At 63.3% G+C, this 17044-nt stretch carries 17 protein-coding genes; 10 read left to right on the plus strand and 7 right to left on the minus strand.

From position 1 onward, the window contains the following. Nucleotides 1–83: 83 nt before the first annotated feature. On the plus strand, nucleotides 84–3743 hold the full coding sequence (locus tag JHD73_RS11235) for a YadA-like family protein (protein ID WP_199030362.1): 3660 nt from the start codon (nucleotides 84–86) through the stop codon (nucleotides 3741–3743). Nucleotides 3744–3786: 43 nt separating this feature from the next. After that, nucleotides 3787–4470 carry an OmpA family protein gene (locus tag JHD73_RS11240; protein ID WP_199030363.1) on the plus strand — a complete coding sequence of 228 codons (684 nt, stop codon included), beginning with the start codon at nucleotides 3787–3789 and terminating at the stop codon, nucleotides 4468–4470. A 107-nt stretch (nucleotides 4471–4577) separates the two neighbouring features. Here the strand turns inward: JHD73_RS11240 and JHD73_RS11245 are convergent, their stop codons facing one another. Continuing rightward, a complete protein-coding gene (locus tag JHD73_RS11245) occupies nucleotides 4578–4745 on the minus strand; it encodes a hypothetical protein (RefSeq protein ID WP_199030364.1) in 168 nt (55 codons plus the stop codon). 121 nt (nucleotides 4746–4866) lie between these two features. After that, nucleotides 4867–6006 carry an agmatine/peptidylarginine deiminase gene (locus tag JHD73_RS11250; RefSeq protein WP_199030365.1) on the minus strand — a complete coding sequence of 380 codons (1140 nt, stop codon included), beginning with the start codon at nucleotides 6004–6006 and terminating at the stop codon, nucleotides 4867–4869. A 105-nt stretch (nucleotides 6007–6111) separates the two neighbouring features. Between JHD73_RS11250 and JHD73_RS11255 the strand changes: the two genes are divergently transcribed. From JHD73_RS11255 to JHD73_RS11280, 6 genes are all read left to right on the plus strand, one after another. Next, nucleotides 6112–7017, plus strand: a complete 906-nt coding sequence (locus JHD73_RS11255; RefSeq protein ID WP_199030366.1) for a LysR family transcriptional regulator — start codon at nucleotides 6112–6114, stop codon at nucleotides 7015–7017. Nucleotides 7018–7244: 227 nt separating this feature from the next. Then, nucleotides 7245–8651 carry an adenosylmethionine--8-amino-7-oxononanoate transaminase gene (bioA, locus tag JHD73_RS11260; protein WP_199030367.1) on the plus strand — a complete coding sequence of 469 codons (1407 nt, stop codon included), beginning with the start codon at nucleotides 7245–7247 and terminating at the stop codon, nucleotides 8649–8651. Continuing rightward, nucleotides 8638–9888 (plus strand): 8-amino-7-oxononanoate synthase, encoded by a 1251-nt coding sequence (gene bioF / locus JHD73_RS11265; RefSeq protein ID WP_199030368.1) that lies wholly within the window; start codon nucleotides 8638–8640, stop codon nucleotides 9886–9888. Before bioA ends, bioF begins: the two co-directional genes overlap by 14 nt. A gap of 1 nt (nucleotide 9889) precedes the next feature. Then, entirely contained in the window at nucleotides 9890–10579 is a 690-nt protein-coding gene (gene bioD, locus JHD73_RS11270) for a dethiobiotin synthase (protein ID WP_199030369.1), read from the plus strand. 56 nt (nucleotides 10580–10635) lie between these two features. Further along, nucleotides 10636–11151, plus strand: coding sequence for a hypothetical protein (locus JHD73_RS11275; RefSeq protein ID WP_199030370.1), 516 nt, complete (start codon nucleotides 10636–10638; stop codon nucleotides 11149–11151). Nucleotides 11152–11314: 163 nt separating this feature from the next. Beyond that, nucleotides 11315–11839: a hypothetical protein gene (locus JHD73_RS11280; protein ID WP_199030371.1), complete on the plus strand. Its 525-nt coding sequence runs from the start codon at nucleotides 11315–11317 to the stop codon at nucleotides 11837–11839. Here JHD73_RS11280 and JHD73_RS11285 read toward each other — a convergent pair. The 4 genes from JHD73_RS11285 to JHD73_RS11300 form a co-directional block, all read right to left on the minus strand. After that, on the minus strand, nucleotides 11808–12680 hold the full coding sequence (locus JHD73_RS11285; RefSeq protein ID WP_199030372.1) for a DUF817 domain-containing protein: 873 nt from the start codon (nucleotides 12678–12680) through the stop codon (nucleotides 11808–11810). The genes JHD73_RS11280 and JHD73_RS11285 overlap by 32 nt on opposite strands. Continuing rightward, nucleotides 12681–12890, minus strand: coding sequence for a DUF1653 domain-containing protein (locus JHD73_RS11290; protein ID WP_021194478.1), 210 nt, complete (start codon nucleotides 12888–12890; stop codon nucleotides 12681–12683). Between the two features lie 14 nt (nucleotides 12891–12904). Further along, nucleotides 12905–13252 (minus strand): hypothetical protein, encoded by a 348-nt coding sequence (locus JHD73_RS11295; protein WP_199030373.1) that lies wholly within the window; start codon nucleotides 13250–13252, stop codon nucleotides 12905–12907. 95 nt (nucleotides 13253–13347) lie between these two features. After that, nucleotides 13348–14598, minus strand: coding sequence for a multidrug effflux MFS transporter (locus JHD73_RS11300; RefSeq protein WP_199030374.1), 1251 nt, complete (start codon nucleotides 14596–14598; stop codon nucleotides 13348–13350). A 111-nt stretch (nucleotides 14599–14709) separates the two neighbouring features. Here JHD73_RS11300 and JHD73_RS11305 point away from each other — a divergent pair, with 111 nt between their 5' ends. Both JHD73_RS11305 and JHD73_RS11310 read left to right on the plus strand, forming a co-directional pair. Beyond that, nucleotides 14710–15594 (plus strand): LysR substrate-binding domain-containing protein, encoded by an 885-nt coding sequence (locus JHD73_RS11305; protein WP_199030375.1) that lies wholly within the window; start codon nucleotides 14710–14712, stop codon nucleotides 15592–15594. A 77-nt stretch (nucleotides 15595–15671) separates the two neighbouring features. Continuing rightward, nucleotides 15672–16010 carry a zinc ribbon domain-containing protein YjdM gene (locus tag JHD73_RS11310; protein WP_199030376.1) on the plus strand — a complete coding sequence of 113 codons (339 nt, stop codon included), beginning with the start codon at nucleotides 15672–15674 and terminating at the stop codon, nucleotides 16008–16010. A 43-nt stretch (nucleotides 16011–16053) separates the two neighbouring features. On the opposite strand, the gene JHD73_RS11315 is transcribed toward JHD73_RS11310, so the two are convergent. Further along, on the minus strand, nucleotides 16054–16440 hold the full coding sequence (locus JHD73_RS11315) for a Cro/Cl family transcriptional regulator (protein WP_199030377.1): 387 nt from the start codon (nucleotides 16438–16440) through the stop codon (nucleotides 16054–16056). Nucleotides 16441–17044: the final 604 nt, after the last annotated feature.

Consider the following 17044-nt stretch of genomic DNA (forward strand, 5'->3'; position numbering starts at 1 on the left):
GGCAGGCAGGCATTCAATAAATAAAGCAGAAAGGCGAATTGTTTGGCGTCGCTTCTGAGTAATGCGTTTTTTGGGGAAGTGAATTGAACCTGATCTACAAAACCAAATACAGCAACGTTAGACACCTGACGATTGTGGTGGCTGAGACATGCCGCGGCGGAGGCAAGACCGGCAAGACCGGCACGACACGGGGCAAGACCGTTGGTGCACATGTCTTGAAAGCAGGTGGGGTTCGGCACAGGAAGTCCGTCGTCGTGTTGGCGTTGGCGGCTCTGCTCAGCGGTACCGCCCATGCGCAATACACGAATGGCACGTTTGGCTCGGCGACGGGCACAGCAGTGGCAATCGGCAGCGGTGCCGGTGGGAATGCCGCAAGCGCATCGGGTGCGGCTTCTGTTGCAATCGGCAGCGGCGCGACCGCTACGGGCGGCTCAACGAGTGCTGGCGCCATCGCCATCGGTAGTGCAAAGGCTGGTACGTCGGGCATTGCCTATCAGAACGGTGCCATCGCCATCGGCCAAGGCGCCCAAGCGTTGAGCAGTAACCCCACTGGCGGCACATCGCCGATTGCCATCGGCGCGACCTCCAATGCGAACGGCACGGGTTCTCAGGTCGCCATTGGTGACCAAGCGGTGGCAACGGGCGTGGATGCGATCGGGATCGGCGGTCATGCGAACGCCGCTGGCGTCAAGGCAACCGGCAACGAGTCCACCGCAATCGGCCAGTCTTCTGCCGCCACAAATACAGGTTCTGTTGCGCTGGGCTACTCCGCTACTTCGTCCGGTGTCGGCTCGGTGGCGTTGGGCGGCAACGGCACGGTTGGCTCCAGTGCGGCGGGCGATGCGTCGTTTGCCGTGGGTGGTGGCGCTTCGGCCGCGACGGCGGGGGCAATTGCACTGGGTTCCGCTGGCGCGGGAGGGGTCGCTGCGGGTGGCGCTGGCGCGCAGGCGAAATCGGGTGTGGGCGTGATCGCGATCGGTGCTGGCGGCACAGGTGGTTCGGCCGCGGGCGCAACCGGAGGTGCAGGTGCCACGGCAACTGGCTCGGGCGCGATTGCGCTGGGTGATGGCGGTGCGGGGGGCTCTGCAGCGGCAGGCTCGGGTGGCGCAGGCGCCGTGGCCAGCGGCACAAGCGCTATCGCTATTGGCTCGGGTACGGCGGGGTCCACGACTGCGGGCTTGGCCGGGGCGTCGGCCACGGGCAGCAGTGCAATTGCCATTGGAGCTGGCTCTTCGAGTGCGGGGGCCGGTGCATCGGCGATCGGCACATCCGCATCCGCCGTCGGGGGGAACAGTCTTGCTCTTGGCAACGGCGCGGTCGCCAACTTTACGAAGGATGTGGCACTGGGCTCGGGTTCCACCACGGCGGCCGCCGTAAGTACCCCAAGCGTGACCGTGGCAGGCGTGACCTATGCCGTCGCAGGCACGGGCCCGACCAGCACGGTCAGCGTCGGCGCATCCGGCGCGGAGCGCACCATCACCAATGTGGCAGCGGGACGTGTCAGTGCAACCAGCACGGACGCAGTGAACGGCTCGGAACTGTATGCCACCAATCAGGCCGTCGGCGCAGTCAATACGGTTGCCAACATGGGGTGGAACCTAACCACGGCGCAAACCGGTACGGGCACGGCCACAGGCACCTCCGTGACCAATGTGTCCCCCGGTGGCACTGCGACGTTCACCGCAGGCAACAACATTGCCATCGCACAAAACGGTTCCAACATTGAACTGGCAACCAGCATGACGCCGACGTTCACGAGCGTGACGACTGGCAACAGCATGCTGAACACCAATGGCCTGACGATCACGGGCGGACCGAGCGTGACGAGTACGGGCATCAATGGCGGCGGTCTGGCGGTGACCAACATCGCGCCGGGCGTGAACGGCACCGATGCGGTTGACGTGAACCAGCTCAATGCCGCCGTGCAGGCAGCCTCAGGTGCTGGTTGGAAGGTCAGCGCGCAGGGTGCGAACGCTACCGCCGTCTCATCGGCGAGTCCGACGGGGGCAATCGTTGACCTGAACAACACAGATGGCAACGTCGTGGTGAGCAAGTCATCGACGAGCAACAACGTCACCTTCAACCTGGCCAACAACGTCAACGTGGCAGGCAGCGTGACGGTGGGGCCGGCAGCCAGCGGCACGAGCATCACCTCGACAGGAGTGACCACCAATGGTGGTAGCGGTCCAAGCCTGACCATTACGGGCATCAATGCAGCCAACACTGTCATCACCAACGTGGCAAAAGGGCAGGTTTCTGCTACCAGCACGGATGCCGTCAACGGCTCGCAGCTCTACGCGACCAACCAGACGATCAACAATCTTGTCAGTTCCGTGGCAAATGGCGGAGTGGGGCCGGTGCAATACAGCAATCCGTCTTCGCCCACGACACCCAATGGAGGTACGCCGTCGCAAGACCTGACACTGGTGGGCGCCGCAACCGGGCCGGTGACATTGCACAACCTGGCCCCCGGCGTAGCGCAGACGGATGCAGTGAACGTCGGGCAACTCGGCAGCGCTGTGGCTGGTCTGGGCGGCGGGGCATCCATCAACCCGTCGACCGGAGCGGTCACTGGGCCAACCTACACCGTCAGTAACGCCAACGGTACAACGTCCACCGTCAATAACGTGGGTGCGGCGCTGGACGCAATCAACAGCACGGGCATCAAGTACTTCCATGCCAACAGCACGGCTCCGGACAGCCAGGCATTGGGCATAGATAGCGTGGCAATCGGTCCGAATGCCATCTCCAACTATGCCGGTGACATTGCACTGGGCGCTGGCAGCGTGACCGCTGCCACGGTTGCTACGCCCTCTGCCACGATCAACGGAACGCTCTACACGTTTGCCGGTGGTGCCCCGACCAGCACAGTCAGCGTAGGCGTGCCGGGTGCTGAGCGCACCATCACCAATGTGGCAGCGGGGCGGATCAACTCAAGCAGCACGGATGCAATCAACGGCTCGCAATTGAGCGCCGCCGATCAGGCCATTACAGCGCTGAGCGACAAGGTCAACAGCCTCGGCTCGACGGTGGCAAACAACCTTGGGGGCGGTTCGAGCTACAACACGTCGACCGGCGCGGTGACTTCGCCAACGTACGGCAACGCAGGTAACGGCAGCGGCGGGTTGGGTAACAACGTCGGTGGGGGGGCGGGGCCAGCGGCCAATGTGTCGTCAGGCCTGCTGGCTGCGGCCAATACCTGGATCACCGGCAATCCGACCACCTATACGGCCCCCCTGGCCACCGGAGCAAATAGCACTGCTGCTGGCAGCGGTGCCGTCAGCACGGGCAACAACTCTGTTGCGTTGGGCAGCAACTCCAGCGATAGCGGGCGGGCAAACGTCGTGAGTGTGGGGGCAGCCGGAGCCGAGCGGCAGATCACCAATGTTGCTGCCGGCACGCAGGGTACGGATGCAGTCAACCTGAGCCAGCTCAACTCCGCGATCGGCCAGTCGAATGCCAACGTGACGCAGCAACTCAATGGCTTGCAGCAGAACGTCAACAACGTGGCACGTAACGCCTATGCCGGGGTTGCGGCGGCAACCGCGCTGACGATGATCCCCGACGTCGACAAGGACAAAACGCTCTCGCTCGGCATCGGCTCGGGCTTCTACCACGGCTATCAGGCCGTGGCCGTGGGTGGCACTGCCCGTGTGACCGAGAACATCAAGGTTCGGGCCGGAGTCAGCACGAGCCCCGGCAATGGCACGACATTCGGCATGGGCGCATCAATGCAGTGGTAAACCGCAAAACCCAATCCACAGAGCTCCTCAGCACACATCCACCATGAAGACATCCGCTAGTTGGGTATTGACCCTTGCCGTACCGCTGGCCGCGTGTTCAAGCGCGTCAGGGCCAACCTTCAACGCTTACCAGATCAACCCGCAAGACGGCGTGCCAACGTACCGCGTCGAATGCCATGGCCTGCTCCAGGGGCAGGGCGTCTGCACCGACAAGGCGAAAGAGATTTGCGGCGACCAGCCTGTGCACCCGCTTGAGCCGGTGACGCCGTTCGGCCGCAGCACAGATGTGCGTACATTGACCTTCCAGTGCGGGCCGACTCCTGCCAAACCCGTCACGGCGATGGAGCCGGCGCCAGTGCCAATTGCTATGCCGGCTGTGGTCAAACGGCTTGATCTGGGTGGGGATGCCAACTTTGATACCGACAAGGCCACGCTCACGCCTGCGGCCAAACGCAAGCTGGATCAGCTTGTTGCTGATAGCCGTGGCATCACCTTCAAGCACGGCGAGATCAGCGGCTATACAGATTCGCGTGCCTCCGCTGCGCACAACCTTGCACTCTCACAGCGCCGTGCCGACAGCGTGGCGACCTACCTGCGCGAGCAAGGCCTGCAATGCGACGATTTGATCGTGCGTGGCTTCGGTAAGGACAACCCGGTTGCTTCCAACACCACGGCAGCAGGGCGCGCGATGAACCGCCGGGTCGAGATCCGCCTGATCCCGTCTTGACCGATAGCGTGAGTCAGCACGGTGCTGCCAAAACAAAAACGGCGCCAATGCGCCGTTTTTTTCGAGATGTGCCTTTGCGGCTGGGCTGAAGATTCAGCCGCGGGGGGTTAGCCGAGGTACGAGCCCGACTTGCCAACCACTTCAGCGTATTGCAGGTTGTCGTCCCAACCCTTGCGGAAGTAGTGGATCACGGCTTGCAGCAGCGACGGGCGGCGAGCGGCTTGAACTTGGGCTTGGCCGGCGAACTTCGGGGTGTAATAGGCTTGCTGGATCATGATGTTTTCTCTCGTTGCGTTATCTAGGGTTTTCCCGAGTATAGGGTTATCCCTAGGCTTGAGCAATGATCCGGCGCAACCTTTCAGTCCATTCTGAACATCACTGGAAGTAAATAATCGGTCAGGCGGGCCATTGCTGCGTGGTGCAGTGGATTCCGCCGCCGCCCGCCGCAATCGGGTCAATGTTGACCTGCACCACGCGGCGACCCGGAAAAGCCGCCGCAATGCGTTGCTTGGCCAGTGCATCCGCCTGACTGTCGCCAAACTCAGGGATCACCACACCGCCGTTGCACACGTAGAAGTTGACGTAGCCGGCCGCAAAGTCACGGTTGTCGAAGGCCGGGCGGACTTGCTGCGGCGCCGGCAACTCAATGACGGTAAGTGGCTTGTTGTCCGCATCCGTGGCCTGACGCAGGATCTGCAGGTGCTGGCGGGTGACTGCATGGTCGTACGACGTGGGATCGGTATCGCTGGCGGCGAACACCGTGCCCGGGCGCGCAAACCGTGCATAGAAGTCGATATGGCCGTCAGTGATGTCGCGGCCGGCAATGCCCGGCAGCCAGATGATCTTGCGCAGGCCCAGCAGATTCTTGAGCGCCTGCTCGCAGTCGGGCTTGGTCAGGCTCGGATTGCGGTTGCGGTTGAGCACGCAGCTTTCCGCCAGGATGGCCGTGCCGTTACCGTCCACCTCGATGGCGCCGCCCTCCAGTACCAGCTTGGTGCCGATCAAGCGGGCGTGGGTATGGCTCGCCACACCAGCCGCCACCTGGCTGTCGAGCGTGTGCACCTGCTTGCCGCCCCAGCCGCTGAAGTTGAAGTTGACGGCACCCAACTCGCCGCGCGGGCCCTTTACGAAAACCGGGCCGGAATCGCGCATCCACAAGTCATCGACGGCCTGCACGATCAGATTGACGCGTGAATCACATTTCTGGCGTGCCGTGGCCAGGTCGTGTTCCCCGACCAGCATATGTACCGGCTCGAACTGGATGATCGCGTTGGCGATGCGAGCCAGCGCATCCTGCACCGGCCCCTTGAGCCGATTGCCCCAGATGGCATCCGATGCGGCAAAGGCCATCCAGGTGCCGACGTGCGGCTGGGCCTCGTCCGGCATGGTCCAGGCCTCCGACGATGGCAGGGGCCTGGAGGCGGGCCCGTCTTCCTGCCCGATGCTTTCGCCGCAGGCGCCGAGCATCGAGGCAGCCATGACGGAGTAGGCGGTGGAAATGGAGGTATGGAGGAACTGGCGTCGGGTGCGGGACATGGGAAAACGACGGGGCAAGTCACGTGTTGTTAAGTTGGCGCATTGTGCCCATGACAAGTCTTGAAGAAAATTGAGCTTTATTGCCTCTATTAATCAATTTATCTCATGGCTAATCCAAAGATCCCTTCACTCCGCTTGCTGATGGGTTTCGAGGCGGCTGCACGTCACGGCAATTTCTCGCGCGCTGCCGATGAGCTGTGCCTGTCGCAATCGGCCGTCAGCCATCAAGTCCAGCAGTTGGAGGAGCAACTGGGGCAGCCACTGTTCCGGCGCCTCGGCCGCGGGGTGGAGCTGACGGTGGCCGGAGAGGTACTGCAGCGCAGCGTGCAACGCTCGGTCGACACCTTGCGCAGCGGCCTGGGGCGCATTGCCACGTATCTCGACCCCGGGCTGGTGACGTTGGTCGCGCCGGCGCCGCTGCTGCACGGTTGGCTCATGCCGCGTATCGGCGCGTTGCGCGCGGCCGTGCCGGGCCTGTGCCCCTTGTTGTCTTGCGATGAATCTGCGCGGTTCGTTGACGAGATCGACGTGGACATCGTCATCAGCGATCGGCCATTGCCGCAAGCCAACCTGCAACAGCAGCCGTTGCTGACTGACGCCTGGGTGACCGTTGCCAGCCGCAGCGTTGCCGAACGGCTCGCGCAGGTGCCCCTTGAGCGCCATCCAGAACACACCGGGGTGGTCTGCTCGGAGCATGACCTGACCAGCGACCAGACTGCCGCCGTATTCCGTGGACCACTGGCCGGCTTTGCGCGGCATGCCATCTTTGATGACACCCGGCTTGTGCTCGACGCCGTTGAACGCGGAGAAGGCATCGCCTGCCTGTCACAGACCCTGGCCGAGGGCGGGCTGCGCGCGGGCACGCTGGTTGCACTGCCGGGCTATGCGCGCTCGCAAGGCGTGACGTGGTGGATGTCGCGCGTGGCGGGCGAGCCGCGGTCTCCATATGTGGCGCAGTTCTTTGATTGGCTGGCGGTGCAGGGCGCCGCTCACACCGAGCAGATCGACTGAGTGGCGGCTGAATGTGATTTAAAAATATCTTTTTCGAGAAATACCAAAGATTTTTTAACTGCGCGTTCTGTGCAGGAGCTTGGGTGTCCGGCGAAGAAGTGCGCTTCTTCTTGCTTTTTCTTTTTATGTGACGCCAATTTCATTCAACGTGCGGGCTTGTTCTTTGATCAACATGCCCCCTACCATACGCCGCCGAATCCCCCGGTTCTGTTTCGAGGAGGCCTCGTATGGCGTACCCCCCCATTCCCGTGCCCGCCGACGGTACGCCCAGCGCCAACACGGCGTGGCAAGCGCGCAGCCGTGCGGCCGTCTGGCACCCGTGCACGCAAAACGCACGGCTCGATGCCATGCCGCCGCTGCCCATCGCACGCGGCCAGGGGCCCTGGCTGATCGACTTTGACGGCAAGCGCTATCTGGACGGCACCAGCTCGTGGTGGGTCAACCTGTTCGGTCATGCCAATCCGCACATCAATGCGGCACTCAAGACGCAGCTCGATTCGCTGGAGCACGTGATGCTGGCCGGCGCCACGCACCGCCCGGCGGTGGAGTTGGCGGAGCGCTTGATTGGTCTGACTGGCGGTGCGCTTGGCCACAGCTTCTTCGGCTCGGATGGCGCGTCCGCGGTGGAAATCGCGCTCAAGATGAGTTTCCACGCGCACCGGAACGCAGGGCAGGGCGCGCGCAACCGCTTCATCTGCCTGGAACACGGCTACCACGGCGAAACGCTCGGCGCGCTGGGTGTGACCGATGTGGCGATCTTCCGCGATGCGTATGACCCGCTGATCCTGCAATCGCACCGCGTGCCGTCACCTGACGCGCGTCTGGCCGGTCCGGGGGAAACCGCCGCTGATGTGGCAGAGCGTGCACTGGCGGCGTTGCGCGACTGCCTGAGCGCGAACGCCGGCACCATCGCCGCCGTCATCATTGAGCCGCTGGTGCAGTGCGCGGCCGGCATGGCCATGCATGACGTGAGCTACCTGCGTGGCGTGCGTGCGCTGTGCGACGCGTTTGGCGTGCATTGGATTGCCGATGAAATTGCTGTCGGCTGCGGCCGCACCGGCACCTTTTTCGCGTGCGAGCAGGCCGGCGTGTGGCCGGATCTGTTGTGCCTGTCCAAGGGCATCAGTGGCGGGTATCTGCCGCTGTCGATCGTGCTGTCGCGCGATGCCATCTACAACGCGTTCAACGACGACGCACCGGTGCGCAGCTTCCTGCATTCGCATTCGTACACGGGCAATCCGCTGGCCTGCCGTGCGGCGCTTGCCACGCTGGACCTGTTTGCGGAGGAGGACGTATTCGCCCGCAACCGCGTGACCGCCGCGCGCATCGCGCAGGGGCTGGCGCCGCTGTCGCACGATGCACGATTTGCACATCTGCGGCAGACCGGGATGATCACCGCATTTGACGTGCACCCCGATGTGGCCGGCGCGCGCTTTGCCGAACGCTTTGCGTTGACTGCACGCACGCACGGCCTGCTGCTGCGCCCCATCGGTAACACCGTCTATCTGTTGCCGCCCTACGTGTTGACCGACGAAGAAACCGACACCCTGGTCGAGCGCACGCTGCAAACCCTGGAAGACACGCTCGCCCATGCTGGCGATGCGTACGAAGGAGAAGCCTATGCGATTGCTTGACGACCTGCAGGCGGGCCTGGACGCCATCGACGCCGCTCACTTGCGTCGCGTGCGCCGCACCGCGTACAGCCCGACCGACCGCAGCCAGCGCATCAGCGTGCCCGGCTCCGAGCCACGCGACATTCTTGGCTTCTGCGGTAACGACTACCTTGGCCTTGCCGCGCATCCTGCCTTGGTTGAGGCGATGGCGGAGGGCGCGCGGCAGTATGGTTTCGGCAGCGGGGCATCGCACCTCGTCAGCGGGCATTCCATTGCCCATGCCCGGCTGGAGGCCCGCATGGCGGCGCAGCAGTCACCGCACATTCCCGAGGCCGACGCGCTGTTCTTCTGCACCGGCTATATGGCCAACCTGGCTGTGGTGAGTGCCATGGCGCAGGCCGGCGGCATTCGTCCGGCAGAAGAATGCTCGATCTTTTCCGATGCGTTGAACCACGCCTCGCTCATTGACGGCGCGCGGTTGTCGCGGGCACCCGTCAAGGTGTATCCACACGTTGATCTGGCTGCGCTGGAAGCGCAACTGGCCGCCAGCACGAGCCGCAACAAGCTGATCGTGACCGACGGCGTATTCAGCATGGATGGCGACATCGCGCCGCTGCCCGCGTTGCTGGCGCTTGCCGAGCGCTTTGACGCGTGGCTGATCGTGGATGACGCACATGGATTGGGCGTGCTCGGCACGGACGGCGTAGGTGTGCTGTCGCACTTCGGCTTGCACTCGGAGCGCATCCTCTACATCGGCACGTTCGGCAAGGCGGCCGGCGGATCGGGAGCGGCCATCGTGGCACACTGCAAGGTGATCGATTGGCTGGTCCAGCGTGCACGCACCTATATCTTTACGACGGCCACACCCCCGGCAATCGCCTGCGCTGTTGAGGCCGCACTCGACGTGATTGCGAGCGAGGAGGGCGCTGAACGCCGTGCGCGCCTTAACCGCCATATCTCTGTGTGGAGCGCACACGCACAGCGCCTGGCAACCCGCTTCGGCTGGCAGTGGATGCCATCGCCCACGGCCATTCAGCCCATCGTCATCGGCGAGAACGCGCCTGCACTGGAGCTGGCTGCCGCACTGGAGCGCGAAGGCATCCGCATCGCGGCCATCCGCCCGCCGACGGTGCCGGCCGGTACGGCGCGACTGCGCATCACGCTGTCGGCCGCGCACACTGATGACGACATCGAGCGGTTGGCACAGGCGCTGGAAGCGGCCGGCCAAGCGCTGCACTCGCCTGCCAAGGCTGCCTGATATGCCACCTCGCTTCGACTGTTTCGTGACCGGCACCGATACCGAGATCGGCAAGACGCTGGTCAGCGCCGCATTGCTGACCAAGTTGGCAGATGCTGGTTACCGCAGCGCCGGCCTTAAGCCGATTGCGGCTGGAACGCTGCCCGGCGCGCCAACGCGCACGAATGAAGACATCGAGCAACTACGCGCCGCCGCCTCGATTGATCTGCCGCTTGCAACGATTTGCCCGTGGCTGCTGGATGCGCCGATGTCGCCGCATTTGGCGGCTGCACGCGAAGGCGTAACGATTGCGCTGCCGCCCATTCTCGATGCGTTCGTGCAGGCCAAGTCGCTGGCCGACGCGGTGGTGGTGGAGGGCGTAGGCGGCTTTCGCGTGCCGTTGTCCGACGACTTTGATACGGCAGAAATGACGGTGGCGCTGGGCCTGCCGGTGGTGCTGGTGGTCGGATTGCGTCTGGGCTGCCTGAACCACGCAGCGCTGACCGCCGAGGCGATTGCCGCGCGTGGGCTGCATCTGGCGGGCTGGGTTGGCAACGTGGTCGATCCGGCCATGGCCGGCCTGGACGATAACGTCGCCACCCTGCGCCGCTGGATCGGGGCGCCGCATCTGGGCACCATTCCCCGCCTGCCGCGGGCGGACGCACGCCTCGCTGCAGTGCATCTCGACATCGCACCGTTGCTCGCACGCTGAACCGCCGGCCGGCGCTACACTGTCCACCCTCGAAAGACTGGACGGAGGCGGTTGTCATGCGCGCAATGCGTTGGCTGGCAGCGATGACGGTGGTGGTGCTGGCAGGATGTGCGGCGTTGGAATCCCCCGTGACGAAGGGGCAGCGCCTGGTCGGCAGTGACCAGTCTGCGGTGCAGGCGCAGTTTGGTCCGCCGCGCGAGTCCTACCCGCTGGATGGCGGCACGCGCTGGCTGTATCCCACGCAGCCTTATGGCCAGTTCACCTACGCGGCGGATTTTGATGCCGGCGGCAAGCTGATCGACTTCAAGCAAGTGCTGCGCAGCCTTGAGTTTGCCCAAGCCAAGATTGGTGTCTGGACCAAGGATGACGTGCTGCGGCATTTCGGCAAGCCGGTCGAAACGGCGTACTTCCCCCGCATGGACCGTCTGGTCTGGTCATACCGTTTCAAGTCGGACGACGTCTGGCCGTCGCTGATGCATTTCTACTTTGATCCGGCTGGCGTGCTGCAACTCACGCAGATCACGCCTGACCCGCTGTACGACCCGGATCGCCCGCGCCTTTTCCGTCGATAGGCCGCGCGTTGATCCAGCGCAACCCATTTGTGCGCTCAGGGTTCCTCCGGCATTGCGCGCCTTGTCCGACGACCTAAGCTAGGAAATAGGAGAGACAGGTATCGCTGGGTACCTGCCAAAACAACCCGCCATCAGAACGGGCACGCGTTGTTGGGGGTGCATCATGCTGACGCATCGCTGGGTCGACATCGACCCGATCGAAGCAGAACACCATCCGCTATATGGCATTGCCGGCTGGCTGCCATGGGTGCTGGCCGTTGCCATTGCGGGGCCGACTTGGGTGTTCTGGCAGGGCTTGTCTATTGATGCGCTGCAGTTGGCTGGCTCTGATCTTTTTGACGCCAACACACCAGGCAGCGGGGCCGTCAATCTGACCACGTTGCTTTACTTGATCTCCTGCGTGACGGTGCTGGTGCTGGCCACCACGCACGACAGCGCATTTCGGCCGGCCATGATCGTACACATGGCGCTGCTGCCCCCGCTGATCGGGCTGATGCTGATGGTGGGTGGTATTCCGGGGGCACGGGCCACCGTGATCGACGGCGTGGTTGTGGCCGTGGCGATGCTGCTGACCTGTGGTGTCTACCTGCAACTCTCACGCCGCGTGCGCGTGACGTTCGAACTACGCGATCGAGCGCCTGCTGAACAGGCCAATCTCAAGCACCCTCAACGGACCGCGGCGGGTTGACCAGCGTCACCATCACGTAGCTCATGATGGTCAGCAGGAACCACGCGCCAAGCTTGGCGATCGACACCATTTCCCAGCCCTGCAACTGGTTCGGATAGAGCCAGGTACGTGTGAATGTGCCGATGTTTTCTGCCAGCCAGATGAATAGCGCCACCAGCGTGAAGCCGAGCAGGAATGGCATGCGCCGATGCACGCAATCAATGCGGAAATGAATCCAGCAGCGGCGGAACGCCACGGCAATCAGCGCCATCAGCACGTAGCGCAAATCCCACCAGTAGTGATGCAGGAAAAAGTTGGCGTAGATGCCCAGCGAGAGCAGGGCAGTGACCACCAGCGGCGGGTGGTGCGAGAACCGCAGATCGAATTCGCGCCATGCCCGCGCGATATAGCTGCCCACCGAGGCATACATGAAGCCGGTAAACAGCGGCACACCTCCGATGCGCAGCAACGACGCCTCCGGATAGATCCACGAGCCGACGGCTGTCTTGAACACCTCCATGCCCGTGCCGGCGACGTGGAACATCAGGATCACCTTGGCTTCATCCCACGTTTCCAGCTTCAGCCAAAGCAGGGCGATCTGAATGATGACCGCAGCAATCGTTAGCGCGTCGTACCGGGCAATTGGCGCATTGGCCGGATACCAGAGGTGTGTAACGATCAGCAGGGCGACCATCAACCCACCAAACAGACAGGCCCATGCCTGCTTGATGCCGAAAACGACAAACTCGTGCAGACCCGCTGCCAGCCGGCCGTGGCGCGCGGCCCAAGCGCCACTCAAGTCGCGCCAATACGTAAAGCGGGCCCGCAGGCCCGCTCGTGCTGAAACAATTGCTGCTGGCATTCAGTCGATGCGCGCGAATCGCGGCACCTGACGGCCGTCAACTTCCACCATCTCGTGGAACATCGTCGACGGGCGTGTCCAGATTGTGCCGTTAGCAGCGCGATAGACCGTCATCTTGATGGATGGATCAGGCTCGTACGTGGCCTCGCACAGCCATTCATATTCGCCGCCCTTGTAATGGCGGTAGCGGTGCACCGGGGTGTCTTGCATGGCGGGTTCGGTGCTCAATGTTGCGTGGGCTTGTCTTCTTCGTCCACGTAGGGCGTGTGCTTGCCTTCCTGCGTCTGTGCGCCGAGCTTGGCGTTTTCCATGGCGTCCTGATAGGCCAGCATGGCGGCGGCCACGGCTTCGGGCTCGCCGTTGAACGAGATCACGCTCTCGCCGCAGTTCGGGCACTCGCCACCGAAGATGGCGTGGATGCCGGGCATGTCGCGCGGCTCCATCCCTTCGAATTCGGTAAAGGCAGTCTGGCAGGCGCCGCAGACCAGCTTTTCAGGACGCAGCGCGTCCAGCCGGGCGTGTGCCTGAGTAATGCGTTCGGCTTGCGAGCCGCGTCGTTTGGCTTCGCCCATGGTGGTCTCCTTGATCGGGTGTGCGGGTACGAACGTTGAAGACGGGATCATACCGAAGGGCGATGCCAACAAGATGATTGCGCGGTGATGCCGACTCAGCGTGCAGGGCAGGTTTCGGCCGACACCGCCTCGGATTGCCGTGCCAGGCGCAGCGAAAGCGGAAATGCGATGCATCCGAAGGCGGCTACGCAGGCCACGAATGCCGCCAGTGCGGAAACGGTGCCAGGCAGTGCGGCAACGGTGTAGATGGCTGCCGATCCGGCGGCCAGGTGCATCGCCCCCATCAGGCCCGACGCTGCACCCGCCGTAGACGGAAAGCTCGTCACGCCGCCCGCAAACGACAGCGGTATCAGCACGCCATTGGCGAGCGTGATGATGGAGATCGCAAAGATCACCGGCCAGGGCGTGCTCACGCCAGCCAGCGCCACACCCACCAGGCATGCCGCACCGAGCGCAAAGAATGCGTAGCCGATACCCAGCAGCCGATCGAGCGCATACCGGCCTGCAAAGTGCCGCGACACCAGGTTGCTGAAGATGTACGTGACCGACAGGCTGATGTAGCACGTGCTGGCGGCCCTGGGCCCCAACCCCATGTGTTCAAGAATCACGGGGGACGCTGCCAGATAGCCGAGGTAGGCCGCATAGCCGACGCACAGGTTGAGCGCGTACGTCCAGAAGCGCGGCTGACGCAGCAGCATCGGGTAATTGCGGAACGTCATGAACGCGCTGCGCTGCCGGCGCGCCTGGGGCAGGGTCTCCGGGATGTAGAGCAGCATCAGCACGACTGCAGCGACACCCAGGGCGGCTGTCAGCAGGAAGGGCGCACGCCACGAGACGGCATCCGTCAGGTAGCCGCCCACCAGCGGTGCCAGCGCGGGCGACGCCCCGACGATCGGCATGATGGTGGTGAAGATGCGCGCGGCCCGCTTGGCATCGAAGATGTCTCCGATGATGGCGCGGCCGATCACCATTCCGGCCCCGGCGCCGAGCGCCTGGAACACGCGCGCCAGGCCGAACAGCGCCACGCTGGGCGCCAGGGCACAGGCGATCGAAGCCAGCGCATAGACCGCCATGCCGCCAATCACCAGACGTCGGCGCCCGTAAGTGTCCGACAGCGCGCCATACAGCGCCTGCGCGACCGCCAGCCCGATCACGTACACGCTGAAGGTCTGCTGCAAGGCTGTGATGGGGGCATCCAGCGCTTGGGCAGCGAGCGGCATGCCGGGCAGGTTGATGTCCGAGGCAACCAGGCCGGACGCACTCAGCAAGACGAGCGTGGTCAGCAGAATGCCCTGGGGAATCGTCAGATGCGGAGTCAGGCCGTGCCGATGTGTGGCGGTATTCATTTCAAGTCCTTTCGCAATCGGTGCGAAGTCGCGATGCGTTGACTCTATGGCCGACCCTATAATGCTGTCCAAGACTGAATTTGGCAGACTTGATGCATCACAGGACTTACCATGGAACTGCAACAGCTCCGGTATTTCGTCGCCGTGGCAGAGACGGAAAACGTTGGGCGTGCCGCTGAGCGGCTGCACATCTCGCAATCGCCGCTCTCGCGCCAGATCCGCCAGTTGGAAGATCACCTCGGGCTGCAATTGTTCGAGCGCGTCAAACAGCGCGTGCGACTGACCACCGCAGGCCGGGATTTTCTCCAGGAGGCTCGCAACCTGCTCGCCCAGGCCGAACGGGTGGAAGAGCAGGCGCGCCAGGCGGGCAGGGGAGAAGCCTGCACGCTCGGTATCGGCTACTGCGAAGGAGTGATCCACAGTGGGAGGCTGCCGGCCGCCCTGCGGCAGTTCCGGGCGGCGTATCCGCGTGTGAACCTGAAGCTGTCGACCATGCGCTCGGGCGAGCAGGCCGAGGCGCTGGAGCGTTCAGCGATCGATGTCGGCTTCGTCTACAACCCGCCAAAACCCGATGGCACCCTGGCCAGTCGTCTGCTGACGCGCGAGCCGTTCGTGCTGGTGGTGGCCGAAGATCATCCGCTGGCCGCTCGGCCCACTGTGACGCCGCAAGACCTGGATGGCTTGCCGTGGATCGCGTTTCCCAAGACGCTCAATCCGGCGGGGCGCGTGCGGCTGCTGGAAGCGTGTGAATCGAGCGGATTCCGCCCGGATATCCAGTTCGAGGCGCCACAGATCTCGATCATTCTGGGGCTGGTCAGCGCCGGTCTGGGGGTGGCCGTCATGCAAGACAGTATCCGGCGCATGAACCCGCCCGGCATCGTGTTCAAGCGGGTCGACTGGCTGCCGCTGGCGGTGGAAGTCCATTTGCTATGGCGGGCACAGGCGCAGAGTGCGGCGCTGTGCAATTTCATGGATGTGCTGGGCGCCCCGGTGTGACGATCGTCAACCGTTGGGTGCCATCACGGCTGCTATAGTGCGGCCCCGTTTCGCCAATTTCACGCAACTCGATCGATATGTCCGCCATTCCAGCCTGTCCGCTATGCGCTTCTGAAAACACCTATCAGGATGGCGAGCTCTTCATCTGCCCGGATTGCGCGCATGAATGGAACCCTTCGGCGCAGGAAGCCGAAGTGGAAGCCGAGCCCGTGATCAAGGACAGCAACGGCAACATCCTGAACGTTGGCGACTCAGCCACGCTGGTCAAGGACCTCAAGCTCAAGGGTGGGTCGGGCGTGCTCAAAGCCGGCACCAAGATCAAGAACATTCGCTTTGTCTCAGGCGACCACCCGATTGATTGCAAGATCGACGGGGTGAGCTATCTACTGAAGCCGGAGTTTCTGAAGAAGGCTTAGTTGAGACTGGGTCGGGGTCAGCATGTGCTGGCCCGCATGTTATTTAACATAATGCAAAGCGTTGGCCCGCTGCAATGGCGTGGCTAAAGGCTTGCAGGGTAGTTGGTGTCACAAAATTTGTGACACCTGCGGTCGCCAGCACGAGGATGGTCGCTGCGCTATGCGCCATCCTCGGTGAAAAAACTTCCCACAGCGACCGCTGGCCAGCTCGTTCTGCGCGGTCGGCGTCTGCTGCCATGATGATTGGCAGCGGGTTCTCCATGCTTAGCTCCAGGGCAACGCGCATGCACTGCTCGTTGTCCATGATTCGCAGGCCTTTCCGGTAGTTGTTGACGGCACTATGAGACCAGCCCATGTGTTCGCATAGTGCTTTGTCTGTTTTCAGGCCGTGGCGCTCCATCACGGCGTCCAGGTATTTCACGCTTTTCATAGTCGGCACCCCTCTTGTTAATCCACAGTGTGTGGATTAATCTACGGTCCGTGGATTCACGGGACGTGGATTTAGCCGAAATATAACCGGTTTACCCCTTTGGGAGTAGGCCGGGCACAAGGGGGTACGGGATGGCTATTCGCATGGTGTCGATGTTGCCTCGGGACGGTAAGTCTCTGAAGGCGCTTTCGGCTGGTGTTTCTTCCGATCCCACCCCCTTTCTTGACCGCGAGCTCGCAGCTCGTGATTCCCATGGCGTGATTAAGCCGCTCTGGTTGCGTCAGTTGTTGGGACGCAAAGCTGCAGAGCACCGTGCGCGTCTGGCTGAGCAGGCTTACCGCGAAGCGTCCGGTGGTCGTGTGTCTTCACCCCGCCGTTCCCTTTCCCTTGACGAGGTCAATGCAGCACTTTCTGACGCTGCCGACGACTCGTTTTTGGCCTCGCGCAGTGAGGCTGCTTTTTGTCAGGCGGGCGTGGTAGCACCGCCTGACAGTCTCACGGATGAGACTCTGTCTCTTATACACATCTGACGCTGCCGACGAAGGCCGTGGAGTGTAGGTCTCGGTGGTGGCGGGGTGGGTGAAGAGGGGGGGGGGGGGGGGGG

It is taken from the genome of Ralstonia sp. ASV6 (assembly GCF_016429285.1).
GTDB lineage: Bacteria > Pseudomonadota > Gammaproteobacteria > Burkholderiales > Burkholderiaceae > Ralstonia > Ralstonia flaminis.